This window comes from Burkholderia sp. Bp9012, from assembly GCF_003853825.1.
GTDB classification, from domain to species: Bacteria; Pseudomonadota; Gammaproteobacteria; order Burkholderiales; family Burkholderiaceae; genus Burkholderia; species Burkholderia diffusa.
Genome location: NZ_QTQA01000002.1, coordinates 220,059 through 244,944, shown reverse-complemented (window position 1 = coordinate 244,944; position 24,886 = coordinate 220,059). Strand labels below are relative to the sequence as shown.

The 24,886-nt window shown below is 67.9% G+C and carries 26 protein-coding genes; 15 read left to right on the top strand and 11 right to left on the bottom strand.

Annotated elements, in window-relative coordinates:
* Nucleotides 1-100 precede the first annotated feature (100 nt).
* From lpxK to DIE11_RS03330, 5 genes are all read left to right on the top strand, one after another.
* Nucleotides 101-1,129, top strand: coding sequence for a tetraacyldisaccharide 4'-kinase (lpxK, locus tag DIE11_RS03350; protein WP_059608000.1), 1,029 nt, complete (start codon nucleotides 101-103; stop codon nucleotides 1,127-1,129).
* The gene (locus tag DIE11_RS03345) at nucleotides 1,110-1,313 is read left to right on the top strand and encodes a Trm112 family protein (protein ID WP_006750935.1); all 204 of its coding nucleotides are present in this window, start codon (nucleotides 1,110-1,112) and stop codon (nucleotides 1,311-1,313) included. The genes lpxK and DIE11_RS03345 overlap by 20 nt, the downstream gene beginning before the upstream one ends.
* A gap of 118 nt (nucleotides 1,314-1,431) precedes the next feature.
* Complete coding sequence (gene kdsB / locus DIE11_RS03340) at nucleotides 1,432-2,223, top strand: 3-deoxy-manno-octulosonate cytidylyltransferase (protein WP_059527793.1); 792 nt, start codon at nucleotides 1,432-1,434, stop codon at nucleotides 2,221-2,223.
* 208 nt (nucleotides 2,224-2,431) lie between these two features.
* The gene (gene adk, locus DIE11_RS03335) at nucleotides 2,432-3,094 is read left to right on the top strand and encodes an adenylate kinase (RefSeq protein ID WP_059607999.1); all 663 of its coding nucleotides are present in this window, start codon (nucleotides 2,432-2,434) and stop codon (nucleotides 3,092-3,094) included.
* 210 nt (nucleotides 3,095-3,304) lie between these two features.
* Nucleotides 3,305-4,063, top strand: a complete 759-nt coding sequence (locus DIE11_RS03330) for an SDR family NAD(P)-dependent oxidoreductase (protein WP_124621492.1) — start codon at nucleotides 3,305-3,307, stop codon at nucleotides 4,061-4,063.
* A 77-nt stretch (nucleotides 4,064-4,140) separates the two neighbouring features.
* On the opposite strand, the gene DIE11_RS03325 is transcribed toward DIE11_RS03330, so the two are convergent.
* The gene (locus DIE11_RS03325; protein WP_059608018.1) at nucleotides 4,141-4,983 is read right to left on the bottom strand and encodes a SirB1 family protein; all 843 of its coding nucleotides are present in this window, start codon (nucleotides 4,981-4,983) and stop codon (nucleotides 4,141-4,143) included.
* Nucleotides 4,984-4,991: 8 nt separating this feature from the next.
* Nucleotides 4,992-6,587: a murein biosynthesis integral membrane protein MurJ gene (gene murJ / locus DIE11_RS03320; protein ID WP_409364561.1), complete on the bottom strand. Its 1,596-nt coding sequence runs from the start codon at nucleotides 6,585-6,587 to the stop codon at nucleotides 4,992-4,994.
* Nucleotides 6,588-6,846: 259 nt separating this feature from the next.
* Between murJ and rpsT the strand changes: the two genes are divergently transcribed.
* The gene (gene rpsT, locus DIE11_RS03315; RefSeq protein ID WP_006482211.1) at nucleotides 6,847-7,119 is read left to right on the top strand and encodes a 30S ribosomal protein S20; all 273 of its coding nucleotides are present in this window, start codon (nucleotides 6,847-6,849) and stop codon (nucleotides 7,117-7,119) included.
* 148 nt (nucleotides 7,120-7,267) lie between these two features.
* Here rpsT and DIE11_RS03310 read toward each other — a convergent pair whose 3' ends face one another.
* A complete protein-coding gene (locus tag DIE11_RS03310) occupies nucleotides 7,268-7,588 on the bottom strand; it encodes a DUF3579 domain-containing protein (protein WP_006762342.1) in 321 nt (106 codons plus the stop codon).
* Nucleotides 7,589-8,001: 413 nt separating this feature from the next.
* Between DIE11_RS03310 and argF the strand changes: the two genes are divergently transcribed.
* Nucleotides 8,002-8,931 (top strand): ornithine carbamoyltransferase, encoded by a 930-nt coding sequence (gene argF / locus DIE11_RS03300; protein ID WP_059607996.1) that lies wholly within the window; start codon nucleotides 8,002-8,004, stop codon nucleotides 8,929-8,931.
* A gap of 128 nt (nucleotides 8,932-9,059) precedes the next feature.
* Here the strand turns inward: argF and murB are convergent, their stop codons facing one another.
* Nucleotides 9,060-10,109: a UDP-N-acetylmuramate dehydrogenase gene (murB, locus tag DIE11_RS03295; RefSeq protein ID WP_124621488.1), complete on the bottom strand. Its 1,050-nt coding sequence runs from the start codon at nucleotides 10,107-10,109 to the stop codon at nucleotides 9,060-9,062.
* A 136-nt stretch (nucleotides 10,110-10,245) separates the two neighbouring features.
* On the opposite strand from murB, the gene DIE11_RS03290 reads away from it, so the two are divergent.
* Complete coding sequence (locus DIE11_RS03290) at nucleotides 10,246-10,731, top strand: YajQ family cyclic di-GMP-binding protein (protein ID WP_006762345.1); 486 nt, start codon at nucleotides 10,246-10,248, stop codon at nucleotides 10,729-10,731.
* Between the two features lie 93 nt (nucleotides 10,732-10,824).
* Here the strand turns inward: DIE11_RS03290 and plsY are convergent, their stop codons facing one another.
* Together plsY and ybaK are read right to left on the bottom strand one after the other, a co-directional pair.
* Nucleotides 10,825-11,463, bottom strand: coding sequence for a glycerol-3-phosphate 1-O-acyltransferase PlsY (gene plsY / locus DIE11_RS03285; protein ID WP_124621486.1), 639 nt, complete (start codon nucleotides 11,461-11,463; stop codon nucleotides 10,825-10,827).
* 182 nt (nucleotides 11,464-11,645) lie between these two features.
* Nucleotides 11,646-12,137, bottom strand: a complete 492-nt coding sequence (ybaK, locus tag DIE11_RS03280; RefSeq protein ID WP_059607993.1) for a Cys-tRNA(Pro) deacylase — start codon at nucleotides 12,135-12,137, stop codon at nucleotides 11,646-11,648.
* A 295-nt stretch (nucleotides 12,138-12,432) separates the two neighbouring features.
* On the opposite strand from ybaK, the gene DIE11_RS03275 reads away from it, so the two are divergent.
* Nucleotides 12,433-13,995, top strand: a complete 1,563-nt coding sequence (locus DIE11_RS03275) for a class I adenylate-forming enzyme family protein (protein WP_124621484.1) — start codon at nucleotides 12,433-12,435, stop codon at nucleotides 13,993-13,995.
* Nucleotides 13,996-14,041: 46 nt separating this feature from the next.
* On the opposite strand, the gene xerD is transcribed toward DIE11_RS03275, so the two are convergent.
* Genes xerD through queG form a run of 3 tightly spaced genes read right to left on the bottom strand, consistent with a single transcriptional unit; the run spans nucleotide 14,042 to nucleotide 16,760 of the window.
* The gene (gene xerD / locus DIE11_RS03270) at nucleotides 14,042-15,004 is read right to left on the bottom strand and encodes a site-specific tyrosine recombinase XerD (protein WP_124621481.1); all 963 of its coding nucleotides are present in this window, start codon (nucleotides 15,002-15,004) and stop codon (nucleotides 14,042-14,044) included.
* Nucleotides 15,004-15,471, bottom strand: coding sequence for a methylated-DNA--[protein]-cysteine S-methyltransferase (locus tag DIE11_RS03265; RefSeq protein WP_059608017.1), 468 nt, complete (start codon nucleotides 15,469-15,471; stop codon nucleotides 15,004-15,006). The genes xerD and DIE11_RS03265 overlap by 1 nt, the downstream gene beginning before the upstream one ends.
* A gap of 53 nt (nucleotides 15,472-15,524) precedes the next feature.
* Complete coding sequence (gene queG / locus DIE11_RS03260; protein ID WP_124621479.1) at nucleotides 15,525-16,760, bottom strand: tRNA epoxyqueuosine(34) reductase QueG; 1,236 nt, start codon at nucleotides 16,758-16,760, stop codon at nucleotides 15,525-15,527.
* A gap of 17 nt (nucleotides 16,761-16,777) precedes the next feature.
* On the opposite strand from queG, the gene tsaE reads away from it, so the two are divergent.
* Together tsaE and DIE11_RS03250 are read left to right on the top strand one after the other, a co-directional pair.
* Nucleotides 16,778-17,329, top strand: a complete 552-nt coding sequence (gene tsaE, locus DIE11_RS03255) for a tRNA (adenosine(37)-N6)-threonylcarbamoyltransferase complex ATPase subunit type 1 TsaE (protein WP_059607989.1) — start codon at nucleotides 16,778-16,780, stop codon at nucleotides 17,327-17,329.
* The gene (locus DIE11_RS03250) at nucleotides 17,311-18,837 is read left to right on the top strand and encodes an N-acetylmuramoyl-L-alanine amidase (RefSeq protein WP_124621478.1); all 1,527 of its coding nucleotides are present in this window, start codon (nucleotides 17,311-17,313) and stop codon (nucleotides 18,835-18,837) included. Before tsaE ends, DIE11_RS03250 begins: the two co-directional genes overlap by 19 nt.
* A 45-nt stretch (nucleotides 18,838-18,882) precedes the next feature.
* Here DIE11_RS03250 and DIE11_RS03245 read toward each other — a convergent pair whose 3' ends face one another.
* On the bottom strand, nucleotides 18,883-19,761 hold the full coding sequence (locus DIE11_RS03245; protein WP_174906360.1) for an EamA family transporter: 879 nt from the start codon (nucleotides 19,759-19,761) through the stop codon (nucleotides 18,883-18,885).
* Between the two features lie 248 nt (nucleotides 19,762-20,009).
* Between DIE11_RS03245 and DIE11_RS03240 the strand changes: the two genes are divergently transcribed.
* Both DIE11_RS03240 and trxA read left to right on the top strand, forming a co-directional pair.
* Entirely contained in the window at nucleotides 20,010-20,891 is an 882-nt protein-coding gene (locus DIE11_RS03240; RefSeq protein WP_124621476.1) for a pirin family protein, read from the top strand.
* A gap of 52 nt (nucleotides 20,892-20,943) precedes the next feature.
* Complete coding sequence (gene trxA, locus DIE11_RS03235) at nucleotides 20,944-21,792, top strand: thioredoxin (RefSeq protein WP_124621474.1); 849 nt, start codon at nucleotides 20,944-20,946, stop codon at nucleotides 21,790-21,792.
* A 106-nt stretch (nucleotides 21,793-21,898) separates the two neighbouring features.
* Here the strand turns inward: trxA and tcdA are convergent, their stop codons facing one another.
* The gene (gene tcdA, locus DIE11_RS03230) at nucleotides 21,899-22,756 is read right to left on the bottom strand and encodes a tRNA cyclic N6-threonylcarbamoyladenosine(37) synthase TcdA (RefSeq protein WP_124621472.1); all 858 of its coding nucleotides are present in this window, start codon (nucleotides 22,754-22,756) and stop codon (nucleotides 21,899-21,901) included.
* 128 nt (nucleotides 22,757-22,884) lie between these two features.
* Here tcdA and pdxH point away from each other — a divergent pair, with 128 nt between their 5' ends.
* Together pdxH and DIE11_RS03220 are read left to right on the top strand one after the other, a co-directional pair.
* Entirely contained in the window at nucleotides 22,885-23,529 is a 645-nt protein-coding gene (gene pdxH / locus DIE11_RS03225) for a pyridoxamine 5'-phosphate oxidase (RefSeq protein ID WP_059607983.1), read from the top strand.
* Between the two features lie 130 nt (nucleotides 23,530-23,659).
* Nucleotides 23,660-24,880, top strand: coding sequence for a cyclopropane-fatty-acyl-phospholipid synthase family protein (locus DIE11_RS03220; RefSeq protein WP_124621470.1), 1,221 nt, complete (start codon nucleotides 23,660-23,662; stop codon nucleotides 24,878-24,880).
* The last annotated feature ends 6 nt before the right edge of the window (nucleotides 24,881-24,886 follow it).

Genomic DNA, 24,886 nt, shown 5'->3' with positions numbered 1-24,886 from the left:
GCCGCCTTCCGAAGACCTTGCGGCATGCGCCGCCCAACGGAGAATCCGTCTTGATGAATCCGTCCCACGCCGCGGCGCACGACGCGCCGCGTCCGGCCCGATGAGCGCGCCCGGCGGCCCGCTCGCGCGGCTCGAAGCACGCCTCACGCGCGAATGGCAGCGACGCGGCGCCCTCGCCTGGGCGCTCACGCCGTTCGCCTGCGTGTTCGGCCTGTGCGCGGCGCTGCGCCGCACGGCCTACGCGCAGGGCTGGAAGCAACCGGTCGACGTCGGTGTGCCCGTCGTCGTGGTCGGCAACGTGACCGTCGGCGGCACCGGCAAGACGCCGACCGTGATCGCGCTCGTCGACGCGCTGCGCGCGGCCGGGTTCACGCCGGGCGTCGTGTCGCGCGGCTACGGCGCGAACGTGAAGGCACCCATCGCGGTCACGCCCGCATCGCGCGCGAGCGCGGCCGGCGACGAACCGCTCCTGATCGCGCGCCGCACCGGCGCGCCCGTTTGGGTGTGCCCCGACCGCGTCGCGGCCGCGCAGGCGCTGCGCGCCGCGCACCCGAACGTCGACGTGATCGTCAGCGACGACGGCCTCCAGCACTACCGTCTCGCACGGACGGTCGAGCTCGTCGTGTTCGACCATCGCCTCGGCGGCAACGGCTTTCTGCTGCCGGCCGGGCCGCTGCGCGAGCCGCTGTCGCGCCACCGCGACGCGACGCTCGTCAACGATCCGTACAGCGGCGCGCTGCCGCCGTGGCCCGACACCTATGCGCTCGCGCTCACGCCGGGCGCCGCGTGGCACCTCGACCAGCCGGCGCTGCGCCGTCCGCTGTCGCAGTTCGCGAACGAGCGCGTGCTCGCCGCGGCCGGCATCGGCGCGCCGGAACGCTTCTTCGCGACGCTGCGCGCGGCCGGCCTCGCGCCGGCGACGCGCGCGCTGCCCGACCACTACGCGTTCCCCGACAATCCGTTCGTCGACGACGCGGTCGATGCGATCCTGATCACCGAGAAGGATGCAGTAAAATTGGGCGCTTCCTGGCGCGACGCTCGGCTGTGGGTCGTCCCCGTCGAAGCCGCGCTCGATCCTCGCCTCATTGCCCTCGTTGTGGAGAAACTCCGTGGACGCTCGCCTGCTTGAAATCCTTGTGTGCCCTATCTGCAAAGGCCCGCTCCACTATGACCGCGCCGCGCAGGAGCTGATCTGCAACGCGGACAAGCTCGCCTACCCGATCCGCGACGGCATCCCCGTGATGCTCGTCGACGAAGCACGCCAGACCGTCGAAGGCACGCCGGTCGACCCCGCCGGCCCGGCCGGCAGCTGACGCCGCACCGCTACGCCGGCGCCTGGCCGCGGTTCGCTGCGGCCGCGTGCCGGCCCCTGCCCCGGGCGGCCTGCCTTCGACGCGCCGCCCGCCCCGCCCCCCTCACCGCCCAGCCCCGATGACTCATCCGCAGCCCTTCATCGCCGTCATTCCTGCCCGGCTCGCGTCGACGCGCCTGCCGAACAAGCCGCTCGCCGATCTCGGCGGCAAGCCGATGGTCGTGCGCGTCGCCGAGCGCGCGCGCGAAGCGGGCGCGCAGCAGGTGCTCGTCGCGTCCGATGCACAGAGCGTGCTCGACGCGGCCCGCGAGCACGGTTTCGAAGCCGTGCTGACGCGTGCCGATCATCCGTCCGGCACCGACCGGCTCGCGGAAGTCGCCGCGACGTTCGGGTGGAGCGACGACACCGTCGTCGTCAACGTGCAGGGCGACGAACCGCTGATCGACCCGGCGCTCGTGCGCGACGTAGCGTCGCACCTCGCCGCGCATCCGGACTGCGCGATCGCGACCGCGGCGCATCCGATCCACGCCGCCGCCGATGTGTTCAACCCGAACATCGTGAAGGTCGCGCTCGACGCGCGCAACGTCGCGATGTACTTCTCGCGCGCGCCGATTCCGTGGAGCCGCGATGCGTACCAGCCGCACTGGCCCGACGTCGCGGCCATGCCGGCGCCGGCCTTTCCGGTCCATCGTCACATCGGCCTGTACGCGTATCGCGCGCGTTTTCTGCGCACCTATCCGTCGCTCGCGCAGGCGCCGATCGAGCAGGCCGAGCAGCTCGAACAGCTGCGCGCGATGTGGCACGGCGAGCGCATCGCAGTGCTGATCACCGAGCATGCGCCCGAAGCCGGCATCGACACGCCGGCCGATCTTGCACGCGTGCAGGCCCTTTTTCGGCCGGGTTCAAAATAACCCGTGGCATAATCAGGCGATTGTGCGAGCCGTCCGCGACCCGCGCGTCCTCGCTTGACCCCGCCACGGCCCGCCCCGGCAGCCGCGCGTCGCTTTTCGCCGACGCGCCGCATCAGACCGGTCCGCCGCGTGCAAGGCAAGCCCCGCGTACGTTGTCGCCGACGCTTTTGCGTCTCGCCACACGAATCTACATACTGGAGATATCACCATGCGTTTGATCCTGTTGGGCGCGCCCGGCGCGGGAAAGGGCACCCAGGCAAACTTCATCAAGGAAAAGTTCGGCATCCCGCAAATCTCGACGGGTGACATGCTGCGCGCGGCCGTCAAGGCCGGCACGCCGCTCGGCATCGAGGCGAAGCGCTTCATGGACGAAGGCAAGCTCGTGACGGACGACCTGATCATCGGTCTCGTGAAGGAGCGCCTGAAGGAAGCCGATTGCGCGAACGGCTATCTGTTCGATGGCTTCCCGCGCACGATCGCGCAGGCTGACGCGATGAAGGAAGCTGGCGTCGCGATCGATTACGTGCTCGAAATCGACGTCCCGTTCTCGGAGATCGTCGAGCGCATGAGCGGCCGCCGCACGCACCCGGCGTCGGGCCGCACGTACCACGTCAAGTTCAACCCGCCGAAGGTCGAGGGTGTGGACGACGTGACGGGCGAACCGCTGATCCAGCGCGACGACGACAAGGAAGAAACCGTCAAGAAGCGTCTCGAAGTGTACGAAGCGCAGACCAAGCCGCTGATCAAGTATTACGGCGACTGGGCGCAGCGCGGCGAGGAAAACGGCCTGAAAGCCCCGCAGTATCGCAAGATCTCGGGCCTCGGCAGCGTCGATGAAATCCGCGAGCGTGCGTTCGACGCACTGAAGTAAGCACCGCGTCGTGCACCGCAAGCCGCCCTTCCGGGCGGCTTTTTTTTCGTCTGCCGCGACCGTTTCGTCTGACCTGGATTCGCACGACCGTGCCGCACTGGCCGGCGTACGACGGCGCCCCGTACAATCGATCGAACGCGTGCGCCGCGTGGGCCGGCGCACCGCCTTTCCTCCGATCGACCGGCATCGGACCCAACCAAGGAGACAGTGATGGAGATTCGCGGCAACGTCTTTCTGATCACGGGCGGCGCATCGGGCCTCGGCGCCGGGACAGCCCGCATGCTCGCGCGTGCCGGCGGCAAGGTCGTGCTCGCCGACCTGAACGAGGCGGCCGGCACGGCGCTCGCGAGCGAGCTGGGCGGCGTGTTCGTGCGCTGCGACGTGTCGAGCGAGGCCGATGCGCAGGCGGCCGTCGACGCCGCGACGCGCGCGGGCACGCTGCGCGGCCTCGTGAACTGCGCGGGCATCGCGCCCGCCGCGAAGACCGTCGGCAAGGACGGCGCGCATCCGCTCGACGTATTCGCGAAAACGATCAACGTGAACCTGGTCGGCACCTTCAACATGATCCGGCTCGCGGCCGCTGCGATGGCTGCGACCGCGCCGAACGACGGCGGCGAGCGCGGCGTGATCGTCAGCACCGCGTCGGTCGCCGCTTACGACGGCCAGATCGGCCAGGCCGCATACGCGGCGTCGAAGGCCGGCGTCGCGGGCATGACGCTGCCGATCGCACGCGATCTGTCGCGCCACGGCATCCGCGTGATGACGATCGCGCCCGGGCTGTTCGAGACGCCGATGCTGCTCGGCATGCCGAAGGACGTGCAGGACGCGCTCGGCGCGATGGTGCCGTTCCCGCCGCGGCTCGGCAAACCGGACGAGTACGCGATGCTGGTGCGCCAGATCGTCGAGAATCCGATGCTCAACGGCGAAGTGATCCGCCTCGACGGCGCGATCCGGATGCAGCCGAAGTAAGGGCCTCGCAATTGCAAATGAAAAACGCCCGCGATGCGGGCGTTTTTACGTTCGGGGCTCCGGGGAGACGTGACGGCTCAGTCCTCGCCGTCGCGCTGCATCCGCTGCCGCAACTCGGTCACCTGCGATTCGACGACGGTCGCGTCGTCCGCATCGGGCCGCTCGCCGAGATACTGCTCGAGATCCTCGAGTGCTGGGCGCAGATAGTCGAGCCGCGCATAGGCGAAGCCGCGGTCGCGCACCTCGTCGAGTTGTTCCGGCAGCAGGATCACGAGCCGCTGCTGCACGGCAAGCAGCCGCTGCCAGCGTTCCGTCTGCAGGTAGATCGTCTTCAGATTGCGCAGCATCCGCGCGATGATCTCGCGGCTCGTGGCCGGCTGCAGCAGCGCGCGCAACGCGCTGTCGACCGCGCCCGCCGCACGCGCGACGTACGGCTCGAGCATCTCGACCATTTCGGCTTCGGACAGCGAATGGCCGTTGGTCGGATCGATGATCAGGTCGCCATCCGGCAGCGTCACGCGCAGCAGGAAGTGGCCGGGGAACGACACGCCGCGCGCCGGCACGCCGATCTGCTCGGCGAGCTCCAGGTAAAGCACCGACAGCGAGATCGGGATCCCGCGCCGCCGTTTGAGCACGGCGTTCAGGTGGCTGTTATCGGGGTCGTAGTAATCGTTGTGATTGCACGCGAAGCCGAGCTCGCGGAAGAAGAAATCGTTCAGCGCGGCGACGCGGCCCTTCAGGTCCGCATCGTCGGCGAGCCGCCGGCGCAGCCGCGCCGCCAGCATGTCGAGTTCGGCCAGCGTGCCCTGCAGGTCGAGGTCGGGATACGCGTCCTGCGCCAGCGACAGCGCGGCTTCCGTGACGGGCAGACTGTCGTCGTCCGCCACGAGCGTGCTGAAGTAGTCGAGGACGCGGGTCATTGCGGTCATCACTTGGCGCGCCTTCTGAAGTAAGCGTATTTGAAGCCCATCACCCACAACATACCGAAATATAGTGCAGCGAACAGCACCAGGCACGCCGCCATCAGCGCGATGCGATCGAGCGGCTGCGCGCGCATGCCGGTCCAGTCGAAGCTGATCGCGCACCAGTGCATCAGACCCGCGAGCACGAGCGCCGCGCCGATCAGTTGCACGAAGAAGCGCAGCCAGCCCGGCGACGGCTGGTAGATGCCGCGCTTGCGCAGCCCGAGGAACAGCAGCAGCGAGTTCAGGCATGCGCCGACGCCGATGCTCAGCGTGAGGCCCGCAGCGCCGATCAGCGGCACGAACACGTAGTTCGAGATCTGCGTGACGATCAGCACGCCGATCGCGATCTTCACGGGCGTCTTGATGTCCTGCTTCGCGTAGAAGCCCGGCGCGAGGATCTTGATCAGGATGATGCCGACGAGGCCGATCCCGTAGGTCGCGAGCGCGCGTGCGACCATCGTGACCGTGTGCGCGTCGAACTTGCCGTAGTTGAACAGCGTCGCGGTGAGCGGCGTCGCGAAGAAGAACAGTGCGAGCGCGCTCGGCGCCGCGAGCAGGAACGTGACGCGCAGCCCCCAGTCGAGCAGCGCCGAATATTCGGTCGAATCGGCGTCGACGTGCGCCTTCGACAGGCTCGGCAGCAGGATCGTGCCGAGCGCGACGCCGAGCAGCGCGGTCGGGAATTCCATCAGGCGGTCGGCGTAGTTGATCCACGACACGGCACCCTGCCCGAGCCGCGACGCGATGTTGGTGTTGATGATCAGCGACAGTTGCGCGACCGACACCGCGAACGTCGCGGGCACCATCTTCGCGAGCACGCGCTTCACGCCGGGATGACGCAGCGCGCGCACCGGGTTGAGGCCGATCAGCGGCACCATGTCGATCTTCTTCAGCCCCGGCAGCTGCACGATGAACTGCAGCACGCCGCCCACGATGACGGCCCAAGCAAGCGCATAGACCGGCACCTTCAGGTGCGGCGCGACGAACACGGCCGCGGCGATGAACGCGACGTTGAGCAGCACCGGTGCGAACGCCGGCAGCGAGAAGCTCTTGTAGGTATTCAGCACGCCGGACGCGAGCGTCGTCAGCGAGATGAACACGATGTACGGGAACATGATCCGCGTCATCGTGACCGCGAGCGGGAACGCCTGCCCGTCGGTATGCAGGCCGGACGCGACCGCGAACACGACCCACGACGCGCCGGCGATCCCGAGGACCGACAGCACGGCGAGCGCCCAGGCGAGCACGGTCGACATCGCGTCGACGAGCGCCTTGGTCGCATCGTGCCCCTGCTGGTTCTTGAATTCGGCCAGGATCGGCACGAACGCCTGCGAGAACGCGCCTTCGGCGGACAGGCGGCGCAGCAGGTTCGGGATGCGGAAAGCGACGTAGAACGCGTCGGTGTATTGACTGGCGCCGAACGCACGGGCGATCAGCGTCTCGCGGGCCAGTCCGGTCACGCGCGACAGCAGCGTGAAGCCGCTGACCGTCAGCAGGGCTCGGAATAGATTCATGGGGCGCTTATTATACGGACGTTGCGTGCCCCGGCACGGACGGATGCCGAAAAGGGCCCATGTCGCCGGCGCCCCCGTCCGTCCGACATCACGTTGACCTTGCCACGCGCTTGATTTTGTTGCTATAATCGCCGGTTTCTGAGCCTGTTACATGCACGGCGCCTGTCGTTTTCATGTCTCGGCCTCGGTTAAAATCACCGTTTTTTATGCGCCCCTGGGCAATCGCTCTCAGGGGACGGATCGAAAAGCAGCGCTTGGCCGTCAGGCTCCAAGCTCTGGAAACAGGACAGGATAAGGAACCGTCATGGCTAACTCCGCACAAGCACGCAAGCGCGCCCGCCAAGCCGCGAAGGCAAATTCGCACAACTCGGCGCTGCGCTCGAAATTCCGTACCGCGATCAAGTCGGTTCGCAAGGCTGTTGAAGCCGGCGACCAGGCAAAGGCTGCCGAGCTGTTCAAGGCTGCCGTGAAGACGATCGACACGATCGCCGACAAGAAGATCGTTCACAAGAACAAGGCCGCTCGCAGCAAGAGCCGCCTCGCCGCAGCCGTCAAGGGCCTGCAGGCAGCAGCGTAAATCCGGCGCGCCCGCTCTCGCGGGCGTTCCTGTTTCCTGCGATCACGAAAAAGCCCGCCTAGGCGGGCTTTTTTGTTGCGCGTCGCCTGCGCATCGCGCCGGGCGACCGTCAGGCGCGGGCGCGGGATGCCCCCCTCGCCCGCCGAATTCACTTCTTCTCGTTGTAGTCCGGCAACTCGCACGCCTCGGTGACGACGAGGTTGTTGTCCTTCGCGAAGTTCAGCACGAAATCGAACGCCATCGGCTCGATGTCGCGCAGCCGGGAATCGAGGATCACGCATTTCAGGTCGCCGAGCATCGTCGGGCGCACGTACAGCGAATATTTCAGGCGCGCGTTCGGCCCGCTCGCACCCGGCCCGAAACAGGCCATCACGCCGGCCAGACGCTCCGACCAGTCGCTCGGGCGAAACTTTTTCCCGTCTTTCGTGATGCCCTGGATGAAGAATTCGGTCGGAGGGGTTTCAGCCATGTGGTTACCCAAGTGACGGCCCGGCGATGTCCAGGCGACGGCGCCTGGATACGCGAACACAAAGCTGGAGTGGACGACGACAGACGCGCTCCGATATCCCGAAAACAGGCCGTCGCTGCGTGCCGCCGACGCGCCGCACCGGATTTGTGCAGCGCATGGCTTGTGTCCGGCAGAGCGCGAAGAGCCTTGCCTGCCGGGCTGGAGAAAACTTTTGAATTATACCGCAGCGCGACATCGCGCGTCGTCTCGCGCCCCCTCTTCCGGCATCCTCCAGTGTGCGCCACGATCGCGCCCCGGTTTTCGGCGCGGCTCGTCAAAGCACAGAAAATCCTTTATGCTGCTTTGAGTTATCCACACCCGACGGCGGCGCCGTCCGGCCTTGCTGCCGGGTGCAATCCGCCGTATTTCGTTTCATGACCGCCAAAACCATTCGTCACTACCTGCAGTTCAAGGATTTCTCGCTGGAAGACTACGAGTACGTGCTCGAACGCACGGGTATCCTGAAGCGCAAGTTCAAGAACTACGAGACCTATCACCCGCTGCACGACCGCACGCTCGCGATGATCTTCGAGAAGAGCTCGACGCGCACGCGCCTGTCGTTCGAAGCCGGCATCTTCCAGCTCGGCGGCCACGCGGTGTTCATGAGCACGCGCGACACGCAGCTCGGCCGCGGCGAGCCGGTCGAGGATTCCGCGCAGGTCATCTCGCGGATGGTCGACATCATCATGATCCGCACGTTCGAGCAGGAGGTCATCAAGCGCTTCGCGGAGAACTCCCGCGTGCCGGTGATCAACGGCCTGACCAACGAATACCACCCTTGCCAGGTGCTCGCCGACATCTTCACGTACTACGAGCACCGCGGCCCGATCGCCGGCAAGACGGTCGCGTGGGTCGGCGATGCGAACAACATGCTCTATACGTGGATCGAAGCCGCGCAGATCCTCGGCTTCAAGCTGCGCCTGTCGACGCCGCCGGGCTATGCGCTCGACATGAAGCTCGTGTCGCCGGACAGCGCGCCGTTCTACGAGGTGTTCGACGATCCGAACGAAGCGTGCAAGGGCGCCGATCTCGTGACGACCGACGTGTGGACGAGCATGGGCTTCGAAGCCGAGAACGAAGCGCGCAAGCAGGCATTTGCCGACTGGTGCGTCGACGAGGAAATGATGGGCCATGCGAACGCGGACGCGCTCTTCATGCACTGCCTGCCCGCGCACCGCGGCGAGGAAGTGACGGCCGGCGTGATCGACGGCCCGCAGAGCGTCGTGTGGGACGAGGCGGAAAACCGCCTGCACGTGCAGAAGGCGCTGATGGAGTTCCTGCTGCTCGGCCGGCTCAAGCACTGATCGCAGCACCCCGCAGCACCCGAGCGCCGCCGGCATCCGGCGGCATGCAAAAAAGCGCCGATCGTCGATCGGCGCTTTTTGTTTGTACGCGGCGGAAGCGAATGAAATGCGCGGTACGAAAGACCGCGTTACAGGCACACTGGCTCGGGTTCGAGCTCGACACCGAACCGCTCGCGCACGTCGTCCTGGATCGCGCGCGCCAGCGCGAGGACCTCGACACCCGTCGCGCCGCCGTGATTCACCAGCACGAGCGCCTGCCGGTCGTGCACGGCCGCCGCCCCCAGCGCGCGCCCTTTCCAGCCGCAGCGGTCGATCAACCAGCCGGCCGCGAGCTTCACCTGCCCGTCCGGCTGCGGATACGACACCACGTCCGGCACGCGCGCGCGCAGCGCGTCGAACTGCGCGGCATCGATCACCGGATTCTTGAAGAAACTGCCCGCGTTGCCGAGCACGAGCGGATCGGGCAGCTTCGCGCGGCGGATCGCGACGACCGCATCGAACACGTCGCGCGGCGTTGCCGCGTCCGGCGCGATGCCGCGCGCGTCGAGCTCGCGCGTGACGTCCGCGTAGCCGAGCCGCGGCGTCCAGCGCTTGGGCAGCCGGAACGTCACCGATACGATCGCGAACCGGCCGCGCCCTTCCCGCTTGAAGAAGCTGTCGCGATAGCCGAACGCGCAGCGCGCGGCGTCGAAGCGCTCGCTGCGCCCCGTCGCGAGCTCGACGGCGACCAGCGAGTCGAAACAGGTCTTCATCTCGAGGCCGTACGCGCCGATGTTCTGGATCGGCGCGGCGCCGACGGTGCCCGGAATCAACGCAAGGTTCTCCAGGCCCGGCATCCCGTGCTCGAGCGTCCACGCGACGAACGCGTGCCAGGTCTCGCCGCCGCCGGCCTCGACGTACCACGCGTCGTCGTCCTCGCGCACGACGCGGCGGCCGGCGATCTCGTCGAGCAGCACGACGCCGTCGAAATCGCGCGTGAACACGACGTTGCTGCCGCCGCCGAGCACGAGCTGCGGCAGCGACGCGACGCGCTGGTCGCGGTGCAGCGCCTCGAACTGCGCCGCCTGCGTGATGCGCGCGGCAAAGCGCGCCTTCGCGGCGATGCCGAACGTATTGTGCGCGGCAAGCGGATGATCGGGGAGCAGCGACAGGGCGGAATCGTCAGGAGGCATCGGCATTCGCGGTCACGTCCGCCGGGCGGCCTTACGGCCGGCCTTGGGCAAACGGAGGGGCATCGGTAAAATGGCAAACAGTCCGCAATTATAGCGAGTGCCCGCGCGCGAGCCGGGCGCACGCATCTCAAGGGAGAATGCCATGCCATCGTTCGACGTCGTTTCCGAAGCGAACATGATCGAAGTAAAGAACGCCATCGAGCAGTCGAACAAGGAAATTTCGACGCGCTTCGACTTCAAGGGCTCCGACGCGCGCGTCGAGCAGAAGGAGCGCGAGCTGACGCTGTTCGCCGACGACGATTTCAAGCTCGGCCAGGTCAAGGACGTGCTGATCAACAAGCTCGCGAAGCGCAACGTCGATGTGCGCTTCCTCGACTATGGCAAGGTCGAGAAGATCGGCGGCGACAAGGTCAAGCAGATCGTCACCGTGAAGAAGGGCGTGACGGGCGACCTCGCGAAGAAGATCGTCAGGCTCGTGAAAGACAGCAAGATCAAGGTGCAGGCGAGCATTCAGGGCGACGCGGTGCGCGTGGCCGGCACGAAGCGCGACGACCTGCAGAGCGTGATCGCGATGCTGCGCAAGGACGTGACCGACACCCCGCTCGATTTCAACAACTTCCGCGACTGATCGACGCCATCGACCGCAGCGTCGCCGGTCACGCCGCGCCGCCGGGCCCCGCATGCCGGGCGCCCCTGCGGGCGGCAGCAGTCATCGCCTTCCTCAGGCCTTCCCGCCGTCCTGCGCGCCGCCGTCGGACGCGGCCTTCTTCTTGTCGCCGATCCGGCTTTCCTGCCCCGCCAGCAGCTTCGAGATGTTGCCGCGGTGACGCCACACGAGCAGCACGCTCATCGCGAGCACGGCCCACGCGACCGGGTTGTGGCCGGTGCCGAACAGGAACACGTCGAACACCGGTGCGAACACGGCCGCCACCAGCGCCGCGAGCGACGAATAGCGGAAGAAGAACGCGACGATCAGCCAGGTCAGCGCGGTCGCCAGGCCGAGCACCGGATGCACGGCGAGCAGCACCCCGGCCGCGGTCGCCACGCCCTTGCCGCCACGGAAGCGGAAGAACACCGGATACAGGTGGCCGAGGAACACGGCGATCGCGACCCACGCAACGGCGACGTCGGGCAACCCGAAGTGCCGCGCGAGCCAGACGGCGAGCCAGCCCTTGAATGCATCGCCGACGAGCGTCAGGATCGCGGCCTTCTTGTTGCCGCTGCGCAGCACGTTGGTCGCGCCGGGATTCTTCGACCCGTACGAACGGGGATCGGCCAGGCCCATCGCGGCGCTGACGACGACGGCGAACGACACCGAACCGATCAGGTAGGCAACAAGTGCGGCGAGCAGGATCTGCATGCGGAGAACTCTTCTTTCAACGTATCGGTGAATTGGCGGCCGGACGCGGCATGCCGGCCGGTTGCGGCGGGCGCCGTCGCGGCGAACCGCCGGGAGGCCGTTTCGGCCGGTCGTGCGGTCCGACCGGCCGAAACGGCGCCCATTCTACCGAACGAGCACGGCCTGCCACGAAGGTGAAACCCTCAGTCGACGCTCGCGCACTGCACGGGCGTCGCGCCGAGCAGCGTCGTGAGCACCGCCGGCGCGAGGCTGACGAGATAGCCGCGGCGGCCGCCGTTCAGGTAGATCGTCGGCAATTCGAGGATGGTCGACTCGACGTACACGGGCATCGTCTTGCGCGTGCCGAACGGCGACGTGCCGCCGACCAGATAGCCGGAATGGCGGTTCGCGACGTCGGGCTTGCACGGCTCGACGCGCTTCGCGCCGATCTGCCGCGCGAGGTTCTTGGTCGACACCGTGCGGTCGCCGTGCATCAGCACGATCAGCGGCTTCGCGTGCTCGTCCTCCATCACCAGCGTCTTCACGACGCAGTGCTCGTCGACGCCGAGCTGGCGCGCCGACTCGCCGGTGCCACCATGCTCGACGTAATCGTACGGATGCTCGCCGAAGGCGACGCCGTGGCGGCGCAGCAGCTGGGTCGCGGGTGTCTCGGACACGTGTCTGGATTTGCTCATGGCGGCATTTTAATGGCGAACGACCGGCGGGCGGGCGTCAACCCACGATCGCCCTGTCTCGTCTTCGCGGCGGCGTGCCGCGCACCGGCGGTATACTCGCGGCCCTTTTGCACCAGTATCCGGGGCGAGCACCCGTCGTCGCGGCGCACCTGTCCGTCAGTCCGTCCGCCCGTCATCATTGCGGACATCGCGAAGCGCTATTGCCCGATTGACCGATTGTGGCGCGCCCGCCGTCATGGCACGATCGTTCGCAAAACTGGCCGCGCCGCCGCCCGGCCCTTCTTCTGGAGACGCCATGTCCTCGCCTGTCCGCTCATCCGCGCCGCTCGACGTCCCGGCGTTGCTCGCCGCCTTGCCCGGCCGCATCGCCGACGTGCCCGCCCGCTGGGCCGCGCAAGCGCCCGCGCATCCGGCGCTGATCGAGGACGCGCGCCGCCTGTCGTACGGTGAGCTGTCGCGAGCGGTCGATGCGGCCGCCGAGCGGCTCGCGCGCCTCGGCGTGCATGGCGGCGATCGCGTGATGATCGTCGCGGAAAACAGCGTCGCGCAGATCGTGCTGCTGTTCGCGGCCGCGCGCGTCGACGCATGGGCGCTCGTGTCGAACGCCCGGCTGTCGGCCGGCGAACTCGATGCGATCGCCGCGCATGCGCGGCCGAAGCTGATCGCATTCGCGACCGAGGCGTCGCCCGATGCGCGCGCACACGCGGCACGCCACGACGCGACGCCGGCCGACACGCTGCCGGTCGACATCGGCGCGTGGTCGTACCGCGTCGACACGAGCGCGCCCGAAGAACCGGTGGCGGCCGATGGCGCCGCGCAATGCGCGGCGCTGATCTACACGACCGGCACGACGGGTGCGCCGAAAGGCGTGATGCTGTCGCACCGCAACCTGCTGTTCATCGCGGCGACGTCGAGCGCGCTGCGCCGCGTGTCGCCGGACGACGTCGTCTATACGGTGCTGCCGGTGTCGCACGTGTACGGGCTCGCGTCGGTATGCCTCGGCAGCCTCTACGCCGGGGCGACGCTGCGGCTTGCACCGCGCTTCTCGCCGGAGGCCGTGCGCATCGCGCTCGCCGACGAAGGCGTGACGATCTTCCAGGGTGTACCCGCGATGCACGCGAAGCTCCTCGAGCACCTGCACACGCACGCGCACGCATGGCACGCGCCGCGGCTGCGTTTCGCGTATTCGGGCGGCTCGCCGCTCGACGCCAACCTGAAGGCGCGCGTCGAGCGCATGTACGGCGTGCCGCTGCACAACGGCTACGGAATGACCGAGAGCAGCCCGACGATCACGCAGACGCCGCTCGACGCGCCGCGTGCCGACTGCTCGGTCGGCGTGCCGATCCCGGGCGTCGAGATGCGGATCGTCGCGCCGGACGGCACGGACGTGCCGCAGGGTGAAGTGGGTGAAATCCGCGTGCGCGGGCCGAACGTGATGCTCGGCTACTACCGCAACGCGGACGCCACGCGCGCGGCCGTGTCTCCGGACGGCTGGCTGAGCACCGGCGATCTCGCGCGCCAGGAAGCCGACGGCTCGGTGACGATCGCGGGCCGCAGCAAGGAGCTGATCATCCGCTCGGGCTTCAACGTCTATCCGGTCGAAGTCGAACAGGTGCTGAACGCGCACCCGGACGTCGTGCAGGCAGCCGTCGTCGGCCGCGCGGTCGAGGGCAACGAGGAAGTGCTCGCGTTCGTCGAGCTGGTGCCGGGCGCGACCGCGACCGAGGACGCGCTGCAGGCATGGTGCGCACAACGGCTCGCGCCTTACAAACGGCCCGCGCGCATCCGCGTGCTCGATGCGCTGCCCGCCGCATCGACGGGCAAGGTGCTGAAGCACAAGCTGCGCGAACTCGCGTGACGCGCGGGTGCGGGCCGCATCCCGCATGTGGCCGACGCGCGCCGCGCTAGCCGCGCGGGTGGTGCTGCGCGTGCAGCGTCTTCAGCCGCTCGCGCGCGACGTGCGTGTAGATCTGCGTGGTCGAGATGTCGCTGTGGCCGAGCAGCAGCTGCACGACGCGCAGGTCGGCGCCGTGGTTCAGCAGATGTGTCGCGAACGCGTGCCGCAGCGTATGCGGCGACAGGTGCGCGCGCACGTCGGCCTGCTGCGCGTGGCGCTTGATGATGTTCCAGAACTGCTGGCGCGTCATCCCGTCGCCGCGTCCGGTCACGAACAGCGCGTCGGCCGCGCGCGCGCCGAGCAGCGCGGGCCGCGCGTCGCGCAGGTAGCGCTCGATCCAGCCGTGCGCGACTTCGCCGAACGGCACGAGCCGTTCCTTCGAGCCCTTGCCCATCACGCGCACGACACCCTCGTTGAGCCCGACCTCGACGGTCTTCAGCGTGACGAGTTCGCTCACGCGCAGGCCGCTCGCGTACATCAGCTCCAGCATCGTGCGATCGCGCAGGCCGAGCGGCGTGCCGATATCGGGCGCGCCGAGCAGCGCTTCGACCTGCGCCTCGGACAGCGTCGACGGAAACCGTGCGGCCTGTTTCGCCGACGTGATGCGCAGCGTCGGGTCCGCGCTCGCGCGATGCTCGCGCACGGCCCAGCCGTAATAGCGACGGAACACCGACAACCGCCGGTTCGACGATGTCGCCTTGCCGTCGCTGCGCGCGGCGATGTAGCCGGTCACCATCGCTTCGTCGACCGAGTCGAGCGACGCGTCGTGGGTCGCGGCCAGCCATTGCGAAAACAGCATCAGATCGCGCCGGTACGCATCGAGCGTGTTGCGCGCGAGCCCGTGCTCGAGCCACAGCGCGTCGCAGAACACGTCGATCGACGCGCGGCTCGCGAGCAGCGCGGGCGATGCCGCGGCCTCGTCGCTGTCGGCGCCGGGCGCGGGGTCGGGAGAAAGCAAGGGTTCACTCATCAGTACGGCACGCCTTCGTGCGCCAGCAGCCAGCGCTTCACTTTTTGGTAATAACCATTGTCGTCGTGGTTCGCGAAGCCGCCGAGGCCGCCTGCCGCCACGACGCGATGACACGGAATCACGAGCGGGAAATAGTTCGCGCCGCACGCCTGACCGACCGCGCGTGGCGCGCTGCCGATCCGCTTCGCGACCTGCCCGTAGGTCAGCACCGCGCCCGGCGGAATGTCGCTGATCACGTTCCACACGCGATGCTGGAAAGCACTGCCGACGTCGGCGAGCGGCAGGTCGAAACGCGCCGACGCGCGCTCGAAATAACGTTCGATCTGCTCGACCGCGCGCTTCGCGAGTGGCGAGTCCGGATCGACCGATCTGACCGACTCGGGCAGATAGACGATCTCGCGCACCACCGCGGCATCGGTGCGAATGCCGACCTTGCCGAACGGTGCGTCGATGACTGCGTTGAACATGAGCTTCTCCTCACCGGTGAAACGCGCGGCGCCGCCGACACTTTACGCCGCCTTCATGCGGCACGCAGCGCCCATTCGACATGTTCGCGCACGACCGGCGACGGATCGTCGGCCCGTGCACGCAACGCGGCGACGATCGCGTCGCGCGCATCGGGCGTGAGCCGGTCGGCCGGCGCGCGCAACGCATTGCCGAGCCCGACCGCGAGATTACGCAGCCAGCTTTCGTAACCGATGCGCCGGATCGCGCTCCCCTGCATCCGCGTGTCGAACGATTCGGCATCCCAGCCGAACAGCTCGACGAGCGTCGCGCGGTCGAGACCGTGCCGCACGTCGAAATCGGCGACGGGTGCAGCCTGCGCGAACTTGTTCCACGGGCACACGAGCTGGCAGTCGTCGCAGCCGTATACGCGGTTGCCGATCATCGGCCTCAGCGGCTCCGGAATGCTGCCTTTCAGTTCGATCGTCAGGTAGGAAATGCAACGGCGCGCGTCGACACGATACGGTTCGACGATCGCGCCGGTCGGGCACGCGCCGATGCAGCGCGTGCAACTGCCGCAGTGCGCGCCGGGTGTCTCGGGCGCGACGTCGGGCGCGGTTTGCGCGTCGGTCGGCAGCGGAACGTCGACATAGATCTCGCCGAGGAAGAACAGCGAACCCGCGTCGCGCTGCAGCAGCAGCGTGTGCTTGCCGCGCCAGCCGACGCCGGCCTTCTGCGCGAGCTCGACCTCGAGTACCGGCGCCGAATCGGTGAACACGCGGTAGCCGAACGCGCCGATCTCCTGCTCGATGCGCTCCGCGAGCGTCTGCAGCCGATTGCGCAGCACCTTGTGATAGTCGCGGCCGCGTGCATAGATGGACACGACGGCCGCCTGCGGATCGTCGAGACGCGCACGCTCGCGTGCGCGCCAGTCGTGCGGCACGAGCGCGCCAGATGACGCATCGGGCACGTCGGCGGCAAGCGTTTCGGCCGGCAGATAGGCGAGCCGCGCGGAGATCACGCGTCGCGTACCGGCCACAAGTTCGGCCGGCCGCGCGCGTTTCATCCCGTGTTTCGCCATATAATCCATTTCGCCGTGGCACCCGGCTTCCAGCCAGGCGGCGAGGCCTGCTTCGGCATCCGAGAGATCGGTATCGCTGATGCCGATCGCCCCGAAACCCAATTCGCGCCCCCACGCCCTGATGCGAGCGGCGAGCGCTGTCAACGTCGCATCATCGAGCGCGCACGGTGCCGCGCCTTCGGCATGTGTCGAAGGCCTGTCGGATGCGGCGAGTTCCGGTAATCGGTTCATCGCACTATTTTACGAGAATGCCAGCCACGTCCCATACGCCTCATGCCGACACGCTGCCCGTCCCGCTCGCGGAGCGCGTGATCGCACTCGCCGACGAAGCGGCGACCGAGGCCTTCGGCACCCGCTTCGCGCACGCGCTCGACGCGGCACGCAGCGAACTTGCCCATGCACACGCGTTCGACGGGCTGCAAATCCAGCTGATCGGCGACCTCGGCGCGGGCAAAACGACCCTCGTGCGCGCGATCCTGCGCGGCCTCGGCCACCCGGGGCGCGTGCGCAGCCCGACCTACACGCTCGTCGAACCTTACGCATTCGCACGCGACGATGGGGAACTTGAGGTCTATCACTTCGATCTGTATCGATTCAACGATCCGGCCGAATGGTCCGACGCCGGCTTTCGCGAGTATTTCAATTCCAGCGCGATCTGCCTCGTCGAATGGCCGCAACAGGCGGGCACCCTGCTCGGCGTGCCCGATCTGGTTTTCTCGCTCGACGTGGATGGCGACGGCCGCGCCCTCACCGTCCGGGCGTTCAGCGCTTCAGGAAAGGCATGTCTCGAAAGATGTTGATCAAACCGTTCCGCTCGATCGAATCGGCGGCCACCGCGACGCACAACTGGCGGCGCCGCCAGATCCTGCGCGCGGGTGCGTCGACGCTCGTGCTCGGTCTCGTCGCGCCGCGGCTCGCGCACGCATCGTCGGTGCTCGGCGTGCGCGTGTGGCCCGCGCGCGATTACACGCGCGTCACGATCGAATCCGACCAGCCGCTGCAGAATAGCCAACAGCTGCTGCAGGGTCCCGACCGGCTCGTCGTCGACCTGAACGGGCTCGATCTCGACCAGGCGCTGCGCGACCTCGTATCGAAGATCGCGCCGAACGATCCGCAGATCCAGTCGGTGCGCGTCGGCCAGTATCAGCCGCACGTCGTGCGGATGGTGTTCGACCTGAAAGGTTCGGTGAAGCCGCAGGTGTTCACGCTGCCGCCGGTCGGCACCTACAAGTACCGGCTCGTGTTCGACCTGTATCCGGCCGTCGCGCCCGATCCGCTGACCGACCTGATCGCGCAGACGGAGCGCAAGGAGCAGGCGCTCAACGACACGGCGCGCGCGCAGCAGATGCAGCCGCCGAGCGCGCTGAACGGGCCGGCGACGCCGCCCGTCGCGGGAAACGACAACAGCGACGCGTTCTTCCAGCGCTTCGCGCAGAACACGCCCGCCACGCCGCGCACACCACCAGCCGCCGCGACGCCTTCCACGCCCGCGAAGCCGGCCACCAAGCCGCCGCCCGTCATCGCACGCCGCGACGACAGCGAAGACGACGGTGACACCTACAAGTTCACCGCGCCGAAATCGGGCAAGGGCGGCACCGTGCGCCTGCTGACGGTCGCGATCGATCCGGGCCACGGCGGCGAGGATCCGGGCGCGATCGGCGGCGGCGGCACGTACGAGAAACACATCGCGCTCGACATCGCGAAGAAGCTGCGCGCGAAGATCGACGGCGCGCCGAACATGCGCGCGATGATGACGCGCGACGCCGACTTCTTCGTGCCGCTGAACGTGCGCGTGCAGAAGGCGCGCCGCGTCGGCGCCGACCTGTTCGTGTCGATCCACGCGGATGCGTTCACGACGCCGTCCGCGCGCGGCTCGTCGGTGTTCGCGCTGTCCGACCACGGCGCGTCGAGCGCCGCGGCACGCTGGCTCGCGAACAAGGAGAACTCGTCCGACCTGATCGGCGGCATCAACATCAAGACACAGGACGCGGCCGTCAGCCGCGCGCTGTTCGACATGTCGACGACCGCGCAGATCCGCGATTCGCTGCGCTACGGCAATTACGTGCTGAAGGAAGTCGGCGGCATCAACAAGCTGCACAAGGGCTCGGTCGAGCAGGCCGGGTTCGCGGTGCTGAAGGCGCCCGACATTCCGTCGATCCTTGTCGAGACCGCGTTCATCAGCAACCCTGACGAAGAACGCAGGCTCAACGACGACAGCTATCGCGACGAGATGGCCGACGCGATCTTCCGCGGCATCAAACGTTACTTCGCCGCGAATCCGCCGCTCGCGAAGAACCGGATGGCCTGACTCGGCCGCCTTCCTCGCCGCCGGCACGCGCTGCGTGCCGGCGCGTCACGACGCCGCGAAGCGGCGCACCAGCTTTGCCCCGAACACGTTCACCGCGAGCCCGCCCATCACGAGCGCGGCGCCGATCAGTTGCGCGTGCGTCAGATGCTCGTCGAGCAGCAGCGCCGACGACGCCAGCCCGACGATCGGCACCAGCAGCGAGAACTGCGCGACCTGCGCGGCCGGATAGCGCGACATCAGGCGGCTCCACAAGCCGTAGCCGACGAGCGTCGCGACGAACGCGAGATAGACGACCGCGAAGATCGACGCGCCGTCGAGCCCGGCCAGCGCGGCCCCGATCCGCTGCGGCCCCTCGAACCAGAGCGACAGCAGGAAGAACGGCACGGGCGGCACGAGGCTCGCCCACACGACGAGCGACACCAGATTGGCCTTGCCGACTTTCTTCGTGACGATATTGCCGAACGCCCACATCGCGGCCGAGCAGATGGTCAGCAGGAAGCCCGCGAGCGTCATCGCGCGGCCGCCCTGCGCCGCGATCACGACGAGCCCGCCCGCGGCGATCGCGAGCCCGATCAGGTTCTGCACACGCAGCCGCTCGCCGAGGAACAGCATCGCGAACACGAGCGTGAAGAATGCCTGCGACTGCAGCACGAGCGACGCGAGGCCGGCCGGCATACCGACGTACATGCCGGTGAACAGGAACACGAACTGGCCGAGCTGGATCGTCGCGCCATACAGGATCAGCATCCGCCACGGAATCTGCGGCCGGCGCACGAAGAACACCGCGGGCACCGCCGCGAGCGTGAAGCGCAGCGCGCCGAGCAGCATCGGCGGCATGCCGTGCAGGCCGACCTTGATCACGACGAAGTTCACGCCCCATGCCACGATCACGACCAGCGCGAGCAGCAAGTCCTTCGTGGCCATCATCGGCGTCTCCTCAATTGTCGGATGGTTTCCTGAAGCCGATCAGTCTACCGAATTTCGCCGTGCGGCCCGATACCCGCGCGGCGCGCATGGAATCGGCGACGGGCACAACGACATGGCGCTTGCACGACTCGTGCCCGCACGTCCGCAACACCCGGGAATCATTTCGCACGCGCCCCCGACACGCGCGTCGCCACCGCGCCGCCAGTACAATGACCGGCATTCCAGCCGTTGCCCACGAGGCCGCCATGACCGATTCGATCAAAGCCCTGCTCAAGCCGCACATCCGCGACATCGGCAACCTGCAGGTGCGCCGCACGCTGCCCGCGCTCGCCGCGCGCCTCGTCGGTCCGTTCATCTTCTTCGATCACATGGGGCCCGCGACGCTGCCGGCCGGCACCGGGCTCGACGTGCGCCCGCACCCGCACATCGGGCTCGCCACCGTCACCTACCTGTTCGACGGCGCGATCCTGCACCGCGACAGCCTCGGCTCGCTGCAGGAGATCGTGCCGGGCGACGTGAACTGGATGACGGCCGGTCGCGGCATCGTCCATTCGGAGCGCACGCCCGACGCTCAGCGCGCGAGCGGCCACACGGTGCATGGGATCCAGACCTGGGTCGCGCTGCCCGTCGCCCACGAGACCACCGAGCCGTCGTTCGAGCACCATGCGGCCGACGCGCTGCCCCAGCGCGACGAGAACGGCGTGTCGCTGACGGTGATCGCCGGCGACGCGTTCGGCCTGCGCTCGCCCGTCAAGACGTTCTCGCGCACACTGTACGTGGCCGCCGAATTCGCGGCCGGCGGCCGCCTCGAACTCGACGCGTCGCACGAGGAGCGCGCGGTCTACGTGGTCGACGGCGACCTCTCGATTGACGGCACGCCGGTGCCGGCCGAACAGATGGCCGTGCTCGCGCCCGGCGCCACCGTCACGCTCGCGAGCGGCAGCGGCGCGCGCGCGATGCTGCTGGGCGGCGAGAAGATCGACGGCGAGCGCTTCATCGAATGGAACTTCGTCGCCAGCAGCCGCGACGCGATCGAGCGCGCGAAACGGGCGTGGACGAACCAGGAAATGGGCAAGGTGCCCGGCGAAACCGAGTGGATTCCGCTGCCCGAATCGAAGCCGCGTTGAAAAAGGGGCACGCTGCCCCCATCCTGACGACATTCGAACGGAAGAGAACGACATGGACACCACGCTTGCCACTTTCGAGAAAGACGTCATCGAGGCGTCGCTGGACACGCCCGTGCTGGTCGACTTCTGGGCGCCGTGGTGCGGCCCCTGCAAGACGCTCGGTCCGTTGCTCGAAAAGCTCGAAGCCGACTACGAAGGCCGCTGGAAGCTCGTGAAAGTGAACGTCGACGAAAACCAGGAACTCGCCGCGCACTTCCAGACGCGCAGCATCCCGCACGTGATCGCGTTCGCCGACGGGCGTCCCGTCGACCAGTTCATCGGCGTGCTGCCGGAAGGCCAGTTGCGCGCGTTCCTCGACCGGCTGCTGCCGGCGCCCGACGAAGCCGAACGCCGCGCCGCGCAATATGCGATCGCAGAATCGCGCTACGACGATGCGCTCACCCACCTCGAAGCGGCGCTCGCGCTGAACCCCGGCTTCGACGACGCACGGCTCGACCTGATCGAACTGCTCCTCGCGAACAACCAGGTGGACACCGCGCGCGCCGAGGCCGAGCGCCTGTCGCCGCAGACGGTACAAAGCGCCGATCCGCGCTATCAGGCGATCAAGACCCGTTTCGATGCGCTTGACGCGACGGCCGACCTGCCGCCGACCGACGCGCTCGAAGCGCGCATCGCGGCGGACCCCGCCGATCTCGAGGCACGCTTCGACCTCGCGCAGAGCCTGATCGCGCGACGCGCATACGAAGGTGCGCTCGAGCAGTTGCTGGAAATCGTGTTGCGCGACCGCGCGTATGGCGACGACCTCGGCCGCCGCACGATGATCTCGGTGTTCGAGCTGGCGGGCGATCGCCCCGAACTCGTCGCCGCATGGCGGCGAAAGCTGAGCATGGCGCTCAACTGACGAACGAACGACCGGCCGGGCCGCGATGGCCTGGCCGAATCGCGTTGCCGCGCGCGGCAGGTCTGCCGCGCCGCGACATTGCCTTGCGCGTCGACCGGTTCCCCGATCAGCCCGCGGCCCGCGCCGCGATCGCGCGCAGCGCATGCGCGGCGGCCGCGAAGCCGAAGCTCGCGGTCACGCATACGCTCGAACCGAACCCCGCGCAGTTGAGCCCCGCGACATGCGCGGCGGCGGACGGCTCCGCGCCGTCCTCGATGTCGCACGCGGCCGCCTCCGGATAGATCAGCGGCTCGTCCGAATACACGGCGCTGATCTTGAAGCGCGCCTTCGGCCCGCGTGGAAAGCCGTGCTGCTTGCGCAGCTGCGCGCGCACCTTCGACAACAGCGGGTCCTGGATCGTCAGCGCGAGATCGTCGATGCGGATGCGTGTCGGGTCGAGCTGCCCGCCCGCGCCGCCGACCGTGACGAGCGGCTGCCCTTTTGCGATGCACCACGCGATCAGCGCGACCTTCGTGCGTACGCTGTCGATCGCGTCGACCACGTAGTCGAAGCCGCCGCCGAGCAGTGCGTCGAAGTTGTCGGGTTCCGCGAAATCCTCGATCCGGTTCACACGGCAAGCGGGATCGATCAGCGCGATCCGCTCGGCCATCGCGTCGACCTTCGGCTTGCCGTAATTGCCGTCGAGCGCGTGGATCTGCCTGTTCGTATTGCTTTCCGCGACGTTGTCGAGATCGATCAGCGTCAGCGTGCCGATCGCGCTGCGTGCGAGCGCCTCGGCCGTCCACGACCCGACGCCGCCGATGCCGATCACGGCGACGTGCGCGCGTTCGAACGCCGCGAGCGCGGGCGCGCCGTACAGGCGCGCGATGCCGCCGAAGCGGCGCTCGCGATCCACGTCAAGCTGGATTGTCGGGCTCGGGGTAAGATCAGAAGAACTGTGCGGGGCAGTGTCGGCAGCGGGCATGGCAGCAAGGAAAACGTAAGTCGTGCAGCCCTCTATTTTGCCTGAACTCCCCGCCGGCACGTGCCCCTGTGCACGCACGATTCTCGCGCGTTCGCTATACTGGCCCCAGATTGAAGCGTTTGCATAACATGACGACTCTCGCCGATCTCCGCATCAATTACTCGCGTGCTTCGCTCGACGAAGCCGACGCCGCCCCGAACCCCTTCGCCCAGTTCGATCGCTGGTTCAAGGAGGCGCTCGCCGCCAAGCTCCCCGAGCCCAACACGATGACGCTCGCCACCGTCGGCGACGACGGCCGGCCGTCGGCCCGCATCGTGCTCATCAAGGGTGTCGACGAACGCGGGTTCGTCTTCTTTACCAATTACGAAAGCCGCAAGGGCCGCGATCTCGCCGCCAATCCGCACGCGGCGCTGCTGTTCTACTGGATCGAGCTGGAGCGCCAGGTGCGCATCGAAGGCCGGATCGAGAAAACCAGCGCCGACGAAAGCGACCGCTATTTCGCGTCGCGCCCGCTCGGCTCGCGCATCGGCGCGTGGGCGTCCGATCAGAGCGCCGTGATCGACAGCCGCGCGACGCTCGAAGCGCGTGAAAAGGCCGTGACCGAACGCTACGGCGAGAACCCGCCGCGCCCGCCGCACTGGGGCGGTTACCGCGTCGTGCCCGACGCGATCGAGTTCTGGCAGGGCCGCCCGTCGCGGCTGCACGACCGCCTGCTCTATACGCGCGACGACGCGGCAGGGTCGGGCTGGACGATCTCGCGCCTGTCGCCGTAAGCGCGTCTGCCGTGGTGCCGGCGCGCGCCGGCCGTGTCTCGTGTTGCATCCGGGCGCCCGCCTCGCAAGGGGCGTGCGCCGGTCAAGATACTTGGCTGTATTCGATTCAACGAACAAACGGAGAATCCAAATGTTCTGGGAAAAGAAGCTGGCACAGTGGGCGGACGAAGTACGGGCGAAAGCGAACATACCGGCGCGACTCGTGCTGTGGAACGGCGATCAACTCGATTTCGGCACCTTCAGCGCGCCGCAGGTCACGCTCAAGGTCAACAGCGCGTCGGCATTGCCGCTTCTGCTCGAACCGAGCCTCGACAATCTCGGCGAGGCGTACGTGAAGGGCAAGATCGACATCGAGGGCAGGCTGTCGGACATCATCAACATCAGCTACTCGCTCGCGCGCAGCACGGTCACCAGCGCGAGCAAGCTCGCGCGCGTGAAGCGCTACTTCAATCACACGAAAAACACCGACAAGAAGGCGATCCAGTATCACTACGACGTCTCGAACGCGTTCTACCAGCTGTGGCTGGACGAAAACATGGTGTATTCGTGCGCGTACTTCGAGAACGGCGACGAGGATCTCGCGACCGCACAGATCAAGAAGATCGACCATATCCTGACCAAGATCCGGCTCGAGCCCGGCCAGCGCCTGCTCGACATCGGTTGCGGCTGGGGCGCGCTCGTGCTGCGCGCCGCGCAGAAGTTCGGCGCGACGTGCCTGGGCGTGACGCTGTCACAGAACCAGTTCGATCTCGCGACCGCGCGCGTGAAAGCCGCCGGGCTCGAGGACAAGATCGAGATCCGCCTGCAGGACTACCGCGAGATCGAGGGACAGTTCGACCGCATCACGAGCGTCGGGATGTTCGAGCACGTCGGCCGCAAGAACCTGCCCCTCTATTTCTCGCGCGTGCGCGACCTGCTGACCGACGACGGCATCGCGATGAACCACGGGATCACGTCGACCGACGCGGAAAGCGGCGAAACGGCGCTCGGCGGCGGCGAATTCATCGACCGCTACGTGTTCCCGGACGGCGAGCTGCCGCACATCAGCCTCGCGCTCGAAGCGGCGCAGCGCGGCGGGCTCGAGGCGATTGACGTCGAAAGCCTGCGGCGGCACTATGCGCGCACGCTCGAAATCTGGACGGAGAACTTCGAGGCGAAGGCGGAAGAGGCGCGCACGCTCGTCGACGACGAAAAATTCCGCATCTGGCGCGTGTATCTCGCCGGTTGCGCGTATGCGTTCGAGCACGACGACGTGTCGATCTTTCAGATCGTGTGCCGCAAGGCCGGACGCAGCGCGAAAACGCTACCGTGGTCGAGGCGCTACATGTACGAACACACGCTGCCGCGCTAGGCGGCA

Coding starts and splice junctions, on each gene's coding strand:
- lpxK (WP_059608000.1), top strand. CDS start 101: ATGAGCGCGCCCGGCGGCCCGCTCGCGCGGCTCGAAGCACGCCTCACG.
- kdsB (WP_059527793.1), top strand. CDS start 1,432: ATGACTCATCCGCAGCCCTTCATCGCCGTCATTCCTGCCCGGCTCGCG.
- adk (WP_059607999.1), top strand. CDS start 2,432: ATGCGTTTGATCCTGTTGGGCGCGCCCGGCGCGGGAAAGGGCACCCAG.
- DIE11_RS03330 (WP_124621492.1), top strand. CDS start 3,305: ATGGAGATTCGCGGCAACGTCTTTCTGATCACGGGCGGCGCATCGGGC.
- DIE11_RS03325 (WP_059608018.1), bottom strand. CDS start 4,983: ATGACCCGCGTCCTCGACTACTTCAGCACGCTCGTGGCGGACGACGAC.
- rpsT (WP_006482211.1), top strand. CDS start 6,847: ATGGCTAACTCCGCACAAGCACGCAAGCGCGCCCGCCAAGCCGCGAAG.
- DIE11_RS03310 (WP_006762342.1), bottom strand. CDS start 7,588: ATGGCTGAAACCCCTCCGACCGAATTCTTCATCCAGGGCATCACGAAA.
- argF (WP_059607996.1), top strand. CDS start 8,002: ATGACCGCCAAAACCATTCGTCACTACCTGCAGTTCAAGGATTTCTCG.
- murB (WP_124621488.1), bottom strand. CDS start 10,109: ATGCCGATGCCTCCTGACGATTCCGCCCTGTCGCTGCTCCCCGATCAT.
- DIE11_RS03290 (WP_006762345.1), top strand. CDS start 10,246: ATGCCATCGTTCGACGTCGTTTCCGAAGCGAACATGATCGAAGTAAAG.
- plsY (WP_124621486.1), bottom strand. CDS start 11,463: ATGCAGATCCTGCTCGCCGCACTTGTTGCCTACCTGATCGGTTCGGTG.
- ybaK (WP_059607993.1), bottom strand. CDS start 12,137: ATGAGCAAATCCAGACACGTGTCCGAGACACCCGCGACCCAGCTGCTG.
- DIE11_RS03275 (WP_124621484.1), top strand. CDS start 12,433: ATGTCCTCGCCTGTCCGCTCATCCGCGCCGCTCGACGTCCCGGCGTTG.
- xerD (WP_124621481.1), bottom strand. CDS start 15,004: ATGAGTGAACCCTTGCTTTCTCCCGACCCCGCGCCCGGCGCCGACAGC.
- DIE11_RS03265 (WP_059608017.1), bottom strand. CDS start 15,471: ATGTTCAACGCAGTCATCGACGCACCGTTCGGCAAGGTCGGCATTCGC.
- queG (WP_124621479.1), bottom strand. CDS start 16,760: ATGAACCGATTACCGGAACTCGCCGCATCCGACAGGCCTTCGACACAT.
- tsaE (WP_059607989.1), top strand. CDS start 16,778: ATGCCAGCCACGTCCCATACGCCTCATGCCGACACGCTGCCCGTCCCG.
- DIE11_RS03250 (WP_124621478.1), top strand. CDS start 17,311: ATGTCTCGAAAGATGTTGATCAAACCGTTCCGCTCGATCGAATCGGCG.
- DIE11_RS03245 (WP_174906360.1), bottom strand. CDS start 19,761: ATGGCCACGAAGGACTTGCTGCTCGCGCTGGTCGTGATCGTGGCATGG.
- DIE11_RS03240 (WP_124621476.1), top strand. CDS start 20,010: ATGACCGATTCGATCAAAGCCCTGCTCAAGCCGCACATCCGCGACATC.
- trxA (WP_124621474.1), top strand. CDS start 20,944: ATGGACACCACGCTTGCCACTTTCGAGAAAGACGTCATCGAGGCGTCG.
- tcdA (WP_124621472.1), bottom strand. CDS start 22,756: ATGCCCGCTGCCGACACTGCCCCGCACAGTTCTTCTGATCTTACCCCG.
- pdxH (WP_059607983.1), top strand. CDS start 22,885: ATGACGACTCTCGCCGATCTCCGCATCAATTACTCGCGTGCTTCGCTC.
- DIE11_RS03220 (WP_124621470.1), top strand. CDS start 23,660: ATGTTCTGGGAAAAGAAGCTGGCACAGTGGGCGGACGAAGTACGGGCG.